This window comes from Bacteroides sp. FSHCM14E1, assembly GCF_019633785.1.
Taxonomy (GTDB): domain Bacteria; phylum Bacteroidota; class Bacteroidia; order Bacteroidales; family Bacteroidaceae; genus Bacteroides; species Bacteroides hominis.
Genome location: NZ_JADKYL010000017.1, coordinates 75074 through 87461, shown reverse-complemented (window position 1 = coordinate 87461; position 12388 = coordinate 75074). Strand labels below are relative to the sequence as shown.

Genomic DNA, 12388 nt, shown 5'->3' with positions numbered 1-12388 from the left:
CTGCCGGCAGAGACCGTTCACCCTGCCGCCATTTACCTCCGATGGTGCCGTCATTCCGTTCACTTCTCCCAAACGGGGTGCTACACACGACGCGTTCCGTGCTTGAGGTGAAAGGAGGATCGGGAGTAGCTCTGCTTTCTCTTCTTTCTCTTCTTCCCCTTCTTCTCCTTCTTCTTCTTTCTCTTTTAATATATTCTTTTCTTAGCACCGTGTTACGGTGAAACGCCCATTGGCAGCACGTTTCACGGTGACTTCCACCGCTCCCCACGGTGACGGTTCCGGCAACCGTAGTCCCGGTTGCAGCGGGTTCTCGACGGTCCGTCCCGGTTGAAATGCGGTTCTGGACGGGGGTGTTCGGGTCGGTGAATCAGAGATTATTCAGTTCATTAATAGCTGTTATAAGAAACAACTTTCTCCTTTTCTTTTCGGATCTTTTTCCGTTTCTCCTTCACCGGATAGCCAATCAGCACATCCAGCAACACACGTTTCGAAGACGGAATGCCGGTCAGGCTCTTCACCTCTTTCTCGTCAAACCAGCCGAGTATGCACGATCCCAACCCTTCGCTTTCGGCAGCCAGCACAATGTGCGCAACCGCAATGCCTATATCGATCTGCGGAAAATGCTTCCCTTTCAGTTTGCCGCCCAGCCTGGACGTTATGTTAGCCGACTCTTCTACAATCAGTATGTGCACGGGAGCATCTTTAGCAAATTTATTCATTCCCAACCCCGCAGCAGCTTTGCCAACCTTCTCCGCCAATAACGGATCGGTTACTACCACAAACTTCCAGGGTTGCGCATTGCATGCGGAAGGTGCCAAACGTCCTGCCTCGAGGATACGTTCCAGCTTATCCGGTTCCACAGGACGTGATTTATCATAGGCCCTGTCACTCTGCCGGGCATTTACCAATTGCAGAAAGTCGTTCATACCTAGTCCTGCTATTTATATTGAATCATCCGGCTGATGTACTTGCCGATGATGTCAAATTCAAGGTTCACAATACTGCCTACCTCAAAAGTATGGAAATTGGTATGCTCGTAAGTATATGGAATAATCGCTACCTGGAAAGTATCGTCCGTCGGATTGCATACCGTCAGACTGACACCGTTCACCGTTACCGATCCCTTATCTACGGTGATGTAGCCACGTTTAGCCATTTCCTTGTCGAAAGCATATTTAAATGTGAAATACCAACTTCCGTCCGCATCTTTTATACCGATACATTCGGCAGTCTGATCCACATGTCCCTGCACAATGTGTCCGTCCAGACGTCCGTTCATCATCATACTGCGTTCCACGTTCACCTTGTCCCCCACCTTCAGCAACCGGAGGTTCGAGCGGTCCAGTGTCTCTTTCATGGCAGTCACTGTATAGGTATCTTCCGCCATGCTGACCACAGTCAGACAGACTCCATTGTGCGAGATACTCTGATCTATCTTCAACTCGTTTACAAACGAACACTTCAGTGTGAAATGTATATTCTCCTGGTCTTTCACCAGTGCTACAACGGTAGCGTACTCTTCTACGATTCCGGAAAACATAGTTCTATTTTTAATATTAGGATTTACCATTCAAAAAGATGCATACGCGCATCAACGGGGGTCAAAGATACAAAGAAAATGGGAGAGAGTGAGTGAATAAACATAAAAAAGCGGGGCTTTTCACAAAGCCCCGCTTTTCAGTTTTCAATAGGTATTAGTTTTTTTTTAAGGTAAAAAGATTGTTTTCAGGATAACGGTGCAAATATAGGTGCTTTTCTCGTTATGAACCAAATATAAAAACATGTCATATAACATATTTTTGATTTTTCTTTGGATTTATTATCATTTCAAAAAAAACTCCTGTAACCGAACCGTTACAGGAGACAAATATATGACATTTTTTTAAGTAGCACTAATTTTTGTTTAAAAATTTGCGATTTATTATTTATCGGGATAATGCTCTTCCACCTTGCCACTATGCTTCAAGACTTTAGCATCTATGAAAAAGACAATTTCCTCGGCAATATTCGTTATATGGTCGCCAGAACGCTCCAGCTTACGGAATACCCCTACCAGATTCAGGCAAGACAGCGTGCTTTCGGGATGCTCTCTGATATAATCAGCCAATATCGCTGTAGCTTCGGCATTAATCTCGTCCAATAAATTATCTTTAGCGAATACGGAAGTTGCCAGTTCGAGACTTTCTTCGTTCAGCGCACGTTTGGCCACCTCGAGCATAGAAAGCACCTGTCTCTGCATCTCTTCCAGACGAAGGCGTTTCAGTAAGTCTCCATCCAGAATAGGCTCCTCACTTTTCAGCACAAAACGTGCGATTCCCTCGGCAAAGTCGCCCAAACGTTCCAGATTCGTATTGATTTTCAACATAGCCAACACAAAGCGAAGATCGATAGCGACCGGATTATACAAGGCAATCACATCCTCCACATCACTGTCTATCTTCAACTCAAAAGCATTCACTCTGCGCTCACGGACAATTACCTGCTGAGCCAGTTCCTTATCCAGTGTCAGTACAGCCTCTCCTGCTCTATCCAGCTGATTGTAAACCAATGTCCACATCTCGTCTATTTCCTTTTTCAGCAGAACAAGTTCTGATTCTATAAACTTCACCATACTCTATGTATTAAATTAATTATTAAGCAAATATACAATATAAAACCATGTTTCGACGATCTGCGCCGAAAAATCACAGGTTACCCGAATCGTCCGGTAATATAATTCTGGGTGGCTTCTTTCTCCGGATTCGTAAAGATCTTCTTTGTATCGCCAAACTCCACCATCTGCCCCATATAGAAAAATGCCGTCTTATCACTGACACGGGCGGCCTGCTGCATGTTGTGCGTCACAATCACAATGGTATACCGTTCTTTCAGTTCATGAATCAATTCTTCCACCTTTGCCGTCGAAATAGGGTCGAGTGCCGAAGCCGGCTCGTCCATCAGCAGCACCGAAGGAGATACAGCCATCGCACGGGCGATACAAAGGCGTTGCTGTTGTCCGCCGGATAAAGCATAAGCCGATTCCTTCAGTTTGTCCTTCACTTCATCCCAAAGGGCGGCACCCTTCAGGGTCTCCTCCACCCGCTGCCGGATAAAAGCATTATCTTTCACTCCGTTCACCCTCAATCCGTAAGCTACATTCTCAAAAATGCTTTTCGGAAAAGGGTTAGGACGCTGGAACACCATGCCTACGTTTTTACGAAGTTCGTCTACCTGCACTCCTTTGTCATAGATATTTTCACCATCTATACGGATTTCCCCCGTCAGGCGAATGGCAGGGATCAAATCGTTCATACGATTGAAAAGACGCAGAAAAGTAGATTTTCCACATCCGGAAGGACCTATAAACGCGACTACAGATTTTTCTTCAATCTGCATACTGATTCCCTTCAGTGCATGGAAGTCACCATACCAGAAATTCACGTCACGCGCATCAATTTTCACTGTTGTATCCATATTTTTTGTTGTACTCCGTCACTAATTCATTTTTACTTTCTTTTCAAAATACTTCCGTAAAGCATTGGCCAGCAGGTTCACCAGGAGTATGATCGCAATCAATACCAAAGCCGTCCCGTAAGCCAAAGGCAACTGTGCCTCCATATCCGTGCCACTGGTCGATATCACATACAAATGATAGGGCAGCGCCATACACTGGTCTAAAATGCTTGTCGGCAACTGCGGAAGAAAATATGCCGCACACGTGAACAGGATCGGGGCCGTTTCTCCCGACACACGTCCCAAGGCAAGGATCAGTCCGGTTATGATATTCGGCATCCCCATAGGCAGAATCACGTGCCAGATGGTCTGTAACTTGGTAGCTCCCAATGCACGGCTTCCCTCACGCATGCTGTCCGGTATCGCCTTCAGCGCCTCTTCCGTGGTACGGATCACCAAAGGTACACAAAGCAGGCCCAATGTCAATGAACCGGCCAGAATACTATCTCCGAAGTCCATATAATTAACGAACAAAGCCATACCAAAGAGACCGAAAACAATCGACGGAATGCCGCTCAGGTTATTGGTCATCACACGGATAAACCTCACCAGTTTTCCTTTCGGCGCATACTCGTTCATGTAAATTCCACTCATCACTCCCACCGGAAATGCAAAGAGCGCACTGCCTGTCATCAGATAGAATGTGCCCACGATAGCCGGCCAGATACCTCCTCCCGTCATCCCGTCGGTAGGTGCCGATGTGAGAAAATCCCAACTGATGACACCGATACCCTTGTAAATGATGAACCCTAAAATCGCAAACAGAATCAGCACAATGCATAAACTCAGCAACCGGAATATGCCGAAAGCGATGCCCTGCGAACGCCTTTTAGCTTTTGTATTATTCAGTATTTCCATATTACTTACTACGTTTTACGCCCTTAGATGAAATATACTCCACGCTAAAGTTGATGATTAATGTAATGAAGAACAGCACGACTCCTAAAAGGAAAAGAGCCTGATAGTGTGGTCCCCCTGCCGGTGCCTCTCCAAGTTCGGCCGCAATGGTGGCGGGGATCGTACGCAAAGGTTCGAGAATCGTAGTCGGAATCACGGCCGCATTTCCGGTTACCATCAAAACAGCCATCGTCTCGCCGATGGCACGTCCGATGCCGAGCACCACCCCCGAAGTAATGCCTGAAATAGAATAAGGGATCACCACTTTATAAATGGTCTGCCACTGTGAAGCCCCGAGTGCCAGACTCGCTTCACGCATCGCACGGGGACAATTACGCATCGCGTCTTCAGTCACCGTTATAATCGTGGGCAATGCCATGATGGCAAGCACTATGCTTCCGGCGAGTCCACTCTCACCTACCGGCAAATCGAATACCTTCTGAATCAGAGGCACAATCACGATCAACCCGAAAAAACCATATACAACCGAAGGAATACCACTCAACAACTCGATGACCGGCTTCAGCCAACCGCGCACTTTCGGGTTGGCGACCTCGGACATATAGATCGACACCGACAGCCCGAACGGCAAAGCAATCAATATGGCAAACAGGCTCACCCAAAGCGTACCGGTAATCAGCGGCAGAAAGCCGAACAGGGGTGCCGGTGTTGCCGTGGGAAACCATTCCGCTCCGGCAAACACATCTTTCACGGAAATGGTATTATCCTTTATAAAATGCACCGCATCCGGCTGAGTTACAAACTTCTGAGGAATAAAAGCTACGATCCCGGGCGTCTTCTGAATCAACTCCATAATCTTTGCCCCGGCATTTTCGTATGCCTCTCCCAGTTCTTCTTCCGAGTAGTAATGCGTGATGTCTTCCAGACGGAACACCCGGATCGGCAGATCTTCACCTCCCAGTTCTTTCCAGTTGGTGATCTCTTCATCAAAAACATCTTTAATCTGCATCGGTGTCAGTTCACTGACCTTGTTATCTTTGTTCAGTACCAGCACATACCCTTCTTCGATAACCTTACTGCTGAACAGCCCGAATGCCTCTGTAAAAAGGAAAAGCACAATCAGCAGGATCGTAATACTCGTTACAAATCCGCTACAGGTCAAAATTCCTTCTATAATCCTTTCAAAAACCTTTTTCATACCATCTGATTTTCATGATGCAAAGAAACAGAGTAAGTATTAAGGATGTGTGAATACCGTTTGAAGGAAGTGTTTCAAAGGCGTTACATTTATGTTACAAGGCGGAATATCGAACGTTTTGAAACAAGAATGTAATACACTATTGCTTTATTTGCACATAAATATAGAATCCACCACAGGATTCACCACAGAGTACACGGAGTACACAGAGAAATTCGTTTTCTCTAAAATACTGTAACAAGAGATTAAAGACCTGTGAGACTCTGTGTACTCCGTGTACTCTGTGGTGAGTCAAAATTCAAAACTCAATCATATGAAAGTTAGAACTATCTTATTCGCCGCCCTCTCCCTCGCAGCACTGAATGCCAATGCCCAACGCATTAAAGGCAGTGACACCGTATTGCCCGTAGCCCAGCAAACAGCCGAACGCTTCATGAACCGGGAACCCGATGCCCGTGTCACCGTCACCGGAGGTGGTACAGGAGTGGGTATCTCCGCCCTGTTGGATAATACCACTGACATCGCCATGGCTTCACGCCCCATTAAGTTCAGCGAAAAGATGAAAGCCAAAGCTGCCAAACGGGACATAGACGAAGTGATCGTTGCCTATGACGCGCTTGCCGTTGTTGTCCACCCGTCCAATCCGGTGAAGCAACTCACCCGCCGGCAACTTGAAGACATCTTCCGCGGCAAGATAACCAACTGGAAACAGGTGGGAGGCGATGACCGCAAAATAGTGGTTTACTCCCGCGAAACCTCTTCCGGTACCTACGAATTCTTTAAGGAGAGCGTCCTCAAAAACAAAAATTATATGAGCAGCAGCCTTTCCATGCCTGCCACCGGAGCCATTATCCAGTCGGTCAGCCAGACCAAAGGTGCCATTGGTTACGTAGGACTCGCCTATGTGTCTCCACGCATCAAAACCCTGTCCGTTTCATATGACGGAGAACACTATGCCGGCCCCACCGTAGAGAACGCCACCAACAAGACATATCCCATTGTCCGCCCCCTCTATTATTATTATGACGTAAAGAACAAAGCACAAATCGCTCCCCTGCTCCAGTTTATTCTTTCTCCCGAGGGACAGGATATTATAAAAAAGAGTGGATATATACCCGTGAAATAAGGTTATACAAAAAAAATATCCTACTTTTGCAGCAACTTATTAGCTACGAGCTTTTATAATAATGACAGATATGACAGATATAAAAAACGAAGAGGCAGGCGAAAAGAAAAGCCTTAATTTCATTGAACAGGCAGTAGAAAATGATTTGAAAGCAGGAAAGAACGGAGGAAGAGTACAAACACGTTTCCCGCCGGAACCCAACGGTTACCTGCACATCGGGCACGCCAAAGCTATTTGCCTCGACTTCGGCATCGCTGCTGCACATGGTGGTGTGTGCAACCTTCGTTTCGACGACACTAACCCGACGAAAGAGGATATGGAATATGTAGAAGCCATACAGGAAGACATCCAATGGTTAGGCTTCCAGTGGGGCAACGTATATTATGCCTCGGATTATTTCCAGCAGTTATGGGACTTTGCCGTCACTCTGATTAAAGAAGGCAAAGCCTACGTAGACGAACAGACCTCAGAACAGATTGCCCAACAAAAAGGAACTCCCACCCAACCCGGTGTCGAGAGTCCGTACCGCAACCGTCCGATCGAAGAGAGCCTTGCCCTGTTCGAAAAGATGAATAGCGATGAAGCCAAGGAAGGCTCCATGGTGCTTCGTGCCAAAATCGACATGGCCAGCCCCAATATGCACTTCCGCGACCCGATCATGTACCGCATTCTGCATGTGGTACACCATCGCACCGGAACCCAATGGAAAGCCTATCCGATGTACGACTTCGCACACGGTCAGAGCGACTATTTCGAAGGAGTCACCCACTCACTCTGTACGCTCGAGTTCGTACCTCACCGCCCTCTTTACGATCTGTTCATCGACTGGTTGAAAGAAGGCAAGGATCTGGACGACAACCGCCCCCGCCAGACAGAGTTCAACAAACTGAACCTGAACTACACGCTGATGAGTAAACGCAACCTGCTGATCCTGGTGAAGGAAGGACTGGTGAACGACTGGGACGATCCCCGTATGCCGACTCTCTGCGGATTCCGCCGTCGCGGCTACTCTCCCGAATCCATCCGTAAGTTCATCGATAAAATAGGTTACACCACTTACGATGCACTCAACGACTTCGCCCTGCTCGAAAGCGCCGTACGCGAAGACCTGAATGCCCGTGCCACCCGTGTATCTGCCGTACTGAACCCGGTGAAACTGATCATCACCAACTATCCCGAAGGACAAGTTGAAGAACTGGAAGCTATCAACAACCCCGAAGATCCGACAGCCGGAAGCCATACCATCGAGTTCAGCCGCGAACTGTGGATGGAACGCGATGACTTCATGGAAGATGCCCCGAAAAAATATTTCCGCATGACTCCGGGACAGGAAGTGCGTCTGAAGAACGCCTACATCGTAAAATGTACAGGCTGCAAGAAAGACGAGAACGGCACCGTGACCGAGGTATACTGCGAATACGATCCCAACACCAGAAGCGGTATGCCGGATGCCAACCGCAAAGTGAAAGGTACCCTTCATTGGCTCAGCTGCAACCATTGCCTGCCGGCAGAGGTGCGTCTGTACGACCGTCTTTGGAAAGTAGAAAACCCGCGTGACGAGATGGCTGCCATCCGTGAGGCGAAAGGTTGTGATGCTCTCGAAGCCATGAAGGAAATGATCAACCCGGACTCACTGACCACTCTGACCCGTTGCTACATAGAAAAATACGTGGCCGACCTGCCCGTACTTTCCTATCTGCAATTCCAACGTATCGGATATTTCAATGTAGACAAAGATTCTACGCCCGGTCATCTGGTATTCAACCGCACCGTGGGACTGAAAGATACCTGGGGAAAAATCAATAAATAGCTTTTTGGCAAGAGAGTGTGTGTCGAAACTCACCACAGAGGACACAGAGTTCACAGAGGAAAAATTTATTTTCCCCGGAACCGGTTTTTAAATTAAAACTCTGTGTCCTCCGTGGTGAGTTTCGACACACCTTCTCCCTCCGAATCAAATCATTATTAACTGTATAATTACTAATTAAATTGGGTAGAAAGAACTCCCCGTCCGAAAGAGAGCGGGAATTACATAATATGATCGTGCAATACGAAACATTAAAGGCCAACAACCAGTCTCCCTATATGGATGGTGACCAATTGGCCGATATTGCCGATCAATACGCCTCCGAACGCAGGTTCAAGGAAGCCCAGGAAGTCATTTCGTACGGACTCGGACTTCATCCGGGGCATACCGACCTCATGGTAGAACAAGCTTACCTGTTTCTGGATCTCAACCAACCCCGGAAAGCCCGGGAAGTGGCGGACCTTATCACCGACACCTACTCCGCCAACGTCAAACTACTCTTAGCCGAACTGTTGCTGAACGAAGGCAAGCTGGACGATGCCGACCAAATACTCGACAGCATAGAAGAGGAAGAGAAAAACGAACTCGGCATCCTGGTCGATGTTGTCTACCTGTATACCGATTTAGGCTATCCGGAAAAAGGCATACAGTGGCTTACGCGGGGGATAGAACTGTATAAGGACGACGAAGATTTTCTGGCAGCCACCGCCGATTGTTATGGAGCAGCCGGAGCGGCACATATAGAAAAAGCCACCTTCTTCTACAACAAGCTGATCGACAAGAACCCATACAACCCGGCTTACTGGGTGGGACTGGCCAAATGTCAGTTCGCCACCAAAGATTTTGATAAGGCCGTAGAATCCTGCGACTTCGCTATCGCAGCCGATGAAGAATTCGGCGAAGCCCATATCATCAAAGCACACAGCCTGTTTCACCTTGAAAATATCGAAGGGGCCATCGCAGAGTATCAGAAAGCACTGGAATATAAAACGCTCTCTCCCGAATTCACCTACATGTTCATCGGATTGGCTTATGCCCATCAGGAGAACTGGGCAGAAGCCGCCGAGAGCTACCGCCTGGCCCTTCAGGCAATCGAAGAAAGCGGCAACGGCTCTTCTCCGTTACTGTCCGATATCTATTCAAACAAAGCGGTCTGTGCCTCCCATCTGGGTGACTCGGCAGAAGCCCACCGCCTTTGCCGGCTGGCCAAAGAGCTGGCTCCACAGGATGCAGAGCCCTATCTGCTTGAGGGACGCATTTACATGGAAGAGGGCAACTTCGATCAGGCCCGTGCAGAATGGGCACTGGCTCTCCGTTATGCCCCCGAAGCCGATACATGGATGGAAATCGGTAATTACAGCCTCGAATACCGTATGCTCGAGAATGCCCGTTTTTGCTTCGAGCAAGTATTGGAGGAAGATCCCGAATATCCCAAAGTCTGCGAACAACTGGCTTCTGTATGCCTTGTACTTCAGGACCACGAAGGATTCAAGAAATACAACGAGATGTGTGGCAACTCCATCAATCTCGAATCGCTTCGGAATATGATCCTGGAAATGGGAACGGATGGAGAACAGATGCTCCGTGAACTGGATGATTTCTTAAAAGACGAAAAATAATCCAAAAACCAAAACTATATTAAATTCAATCTAAATTAAACAAATGGAATCTGTAGCCTTCATTCAGTGGTGTTTAGACCACCTCAATTACTGGACCATTACACTCTTAATGGCCATTGAAAGTTCTTTTATTCCTTTTCCATCCGAAGTGGTAGTTCCTCCGGCAGCTTACAAAGCAGCAGTCAACGAAGAGTTGAACATCTACCTGGTAGTGCTTTTTGCCACCATAGGAGCCAATATCGGCGCTATCATCAATTACTATCTGGCCCGCTGGCTGGGACGTCCCATCGTCTATAAATTCGCCAACAGCCGTTTCGGGCACATGTGCCTGATCGATGAAGCCAAAGTGCAACATGCCGAAGAATACTTTGACAAGCACGGAGCGCTGTCCACTTTCATCGGCCGTCTGATCCCTGCAGTACGCCAACTGATTTCCATCCCGGCCGGACTTGCCCGCATGAAATTGCACACCTTTCTTATCTACACCACCTTAGGCGCAGGATTATGGAACACCATCCTTGCCGCCATCGGATACTATCTGTCCACCGTCCCCGGCATCGAAAGCGAAGAGCAACTGCTTGCCAAAGTTACCGAATACAGCCACGAACTGGGCTATTGCTTCATTGCCATCGGAGTCTTCATCGTCGGCTTCCTTATCTACAAAGGAATGAAGAAAAAGAAATAGTGCCTCCACAGCAAGAATCAGCATTCACCACAGAGTAACACAGAGCAACACAGAGTGAACTTAATCTATCGATAACGAATGGTAGTGAACTCTAAGAACTTTGTATTACTCTGTATCACTCTGTATCACTCTCTACTCTCTATTACTCTGTATTATTCCGTATTACTCCGTGAGACTCTGTGGTACTCCGTGGTAAAACTCCGCCTTCATCCCTCCCTCAAAAAAATCTTTCTTTTTTTTCCTCTTCCATGCAGTATCTTTATATTCCCTGCATTTACTTATTGTACGTACACCAAACCAGTTAATCAACAATTCATCAAAAAACAAATCCTAGGCCTTACAGTTGGTTGATGAACGACTGATTTATGTAACAAATTTAATGTTTAAGAAAATGAAAAAAGAATTTAATCTATCCAAGCTTTTTTATGCTTTTGCGATTGCTTTTTCAGTGGTAACCTTGTCTTCTTGTGACAACGATGACAACTCTCCGCTCCCTCCTCCATCGACCGGTGACGTGGCAGGCGCCTATAACGGAAAAGTACTGATCACCCAAGTTACTCCGCTTGCAGGCAGAGAGAATGCCGGCGAAGGTGAAACTCCCAAGGGACAGGATGTCAATGCGACAGTAAAGAATGATACCGTTTTCTTCGACAAATTGCCGGTTGACAACCTTATCATCTCTATTATCGGTGACAAAGACAAAGCAGAAGCCATTATCAAAGCTATCGGTGACGTGAAATACAAAGTAGGTTACAAGCCGGCTCTCAATACAGAGAAAGACAGTATCTACCTTGCATTCGAACCGAAACCGCTGATCCTCCAGTTGCCCTCTGCTACAGAAGGTGAAAAGGGTCAGACCGTAACCGTAACCATTTCTTCTCCGGAAAAAGGCAGCTTCGCTTACAAAAACAATCAGTTGAAGATGAAGCTCAATGCCGACGAGATTAAACTGGCAGATGTGGTTGTACCGACTTCTAAAGTACAGTTCGACTTCGATATGACTAAAAAGAAGTAACAATTCCACATGAAAAAGTCCGTGTTCCCACCTCCTTGGAGTGAACACGGACTTTATTTTTTCCTAAATCTTCTCCTACACAGATTACTTCACGGCAGCCAGTGCCTTTTCATAATCAGGTTCCTGAGTAATCTCCGGAACAAGTTCCGTATAAGCCACTTTCCCGTCTTTTCCGATCACCACCACCGCACGTGCCAGCAATCCGGCAAGCGGTCCGTCGGCCATTCTCACTCCATAGCTTTCGTCAAAGTCCGAAAAACGGAAATCGGACAATGGAATCACGTTTTCAATGCCTTCCGTCGTGCAGAAACGTCCCTGAGCGAACGGCAAGTCTTTCGAAATGGCCAATACCACCGTGTCCTTTAATCCCGCTGCCATCTTATTGAATTTACGCACCGAAGTAGCACAGACACCGGTATCCATACTTGGAAAAATATTCAGAACTATATTTTTACCTTTCAAATCTTTTAGTGAGAAAGAAGATAAATCACTTTTCACCAGCTCAAAATCGGGAGCCACCTTTCCAACCTGTATAAATTCGCCAATCAGCTTTACCGGTTGTCCTTTGAAATTTGTTGTTGCCATAAT

Annotated in this window: 12 protein-coding genes; 5 read left to right on the top strand and 7 right to left on the bottom strand. The window is 47.1% G+C overall.

What is annotated here, in order from left to right; translation table 11 throughout:
* Positions 1–386: 386 nt before the first annotated feature.
* From ISX59_RS19590 to pstC, 6 genes are all read right to left on the bottom strand, one after another.
* Positions 387–926: a nitroreductase family protein gene (locus ISX59_RS19590; RefSeq protein ID WP_005779827.1), complete on the bottom strand. Its 540-nt coding sequence runs from the start codon at positions 924–926 to the stop codon at positions 387–389.
* An 11-nt stretch (positions 927–937) separates the two neighbouring features.
* The gene (locus tag ISX59_RS19585; protein WP_005806793.1) at positions 938–1540 is read right to left on the bottom strand and encodes a riboflavin synthase; all 603 of its coding nucleotides are present in this window, start codon (positions 1538–1540) and stop codon (positions 938–940) included.
* Between the two features lie 381 nt (positions 1541–1921).
* Positions 1922–2611 carry a phosphate signaling complex protein PhoU gene (gene phoU, locus ISX59_RS19580; RefSeq protein WP_005779833.1) on the bottom strand — a complete coding sequence of 230 codons (690 nt, stop codon included), beginning with the start codon at positions 2609–2611 and terminating at the stop codon, positions 1922–1924.
* An 80-nt stretch (positions 2612–2691) separates the two neighbouring features.
* The gene (gene pstB, locus ISX59_RS19575) at positions 2692–3453 is read right to left on the bottom strand and encodes a phosphate ABC transporter ATP-binding protein PstB (RefSeq protein WP_005779836.1); all 762 of its coding nucleotides are present in this window, start codon (positions 3451–3453) and stop codon (positions 2692–2694) included.
* Positions 3454–3474: 21 nt separating this feature from the next.
* Positions 3475–4350: a phosphate ABC transporter permease PstA gene (gene pstA / locus ISX59_RS19570; protein ID WP_005779838.1), complete on the bottom strand. Its 876-nt coding sequence runs from the start codon at positions 4348–4350 to the stop codon at positions 3475–3477.
* A 1-nt stretch (position 4351) separates the two neighbouring features.
* Entirely contained in the window at positions 4352–5548 is a 1197-nt protein-coding gene (pstC, locus tag ISX59_RS19565) for a phosphate ABC transporter permease subunit PstC (protein ID WP_220576201.1), read from the bottom strand.
* A gap of 313 nt (positions 5549–5861) precedes the next feature.
* Here pstC and ISX59_RS19560 point away from each other — a divergent pair, with 313 nt between their 5' ends.
* The 5 genes from ISX59_RS19560 to ISX59_RS19540 all read left to right on the top strand — a co-directional run bounded on the left by ISX59_RS19560 (position 5862) and on the right by ISX59_RS19540 (position 11800).
* The gene (locus ISX59_RS19560) at positions 5862–6674 is read left to right on the top strand and encodes a PstS family phosphate ABC transporter substrate-binding protein (RefSeq protein WP_032542793.1); all 813 of its coding nucleotides are present in this window, start codon (positions 5862–5864) and stop codon (positions 6672–6674) included.
* 70 nt (positions 6675–6744) lie between these two features.
* A complete protein-coding gene (locus ISX59_RS19555) occupies positions 6745–8484 on the top strand; it encodes a glutamine--tRNA ligase/YqeY domain fusion protein (RefSeq protein ID WP_220576200.1) in 1740 nt (579 codons plus the stop codon).
* A 179-nt stretch (positions 8485–8663) separates the two neighbouring features.
* On the top strand, positions 8664–10100 hold the full coding sequence (locus ISX59_RS19550; RefSeq protein ID WP_032530479.1) for a lipopolysaccharide assembly protein LapB: 1437 nt from the start codon (positions 8664–8666) through the stop codon (positions 10098–10100).
* Positions 10101–10143: 43 nt separating this feature from the next.
* The gene (locus ISX59_RS19545) at positions 10144–10785 is read left to right on the top strand and encodes a DedA family protein (protein WP_005779849.1); all 642 of its coding nucleotides are present in this window, start codon (positions 10144–10146) and stop codon (positions 10783–10785) included.
* 391 nt (positions 10786–11176) lie between these two features.
* Positions 11177–11800 carry a DUF4840 domain-containing protein gene (locus tag ISX59_RS19540; protein ID WP_122296890.1) on the top strand — a complete coding sequence of 208 codons (624 nt, stop codon included), beginning with the start codon at positions 11177–11179 and terminating at the stop codon, positions 11798–11800.
* 84 nt (positions 11801–11884) lie between these two features.
* Here the strand turns inward: ISX59_RS19540 and tpx are convergent, their stop codons facing one another.
* On the bottom strand, positions 11885–12385 hold the full coding sequence (tpx, locus tag ISX59_RS19535; RefSeq protein WP_005779853.1) for a thiol peroxidase: 501 nt from the start codon (positions 12383–12385) through the stop codon (positions 11885–11887).
* Positions 12386–12388 lie beyond the last annotated feature (3 nt).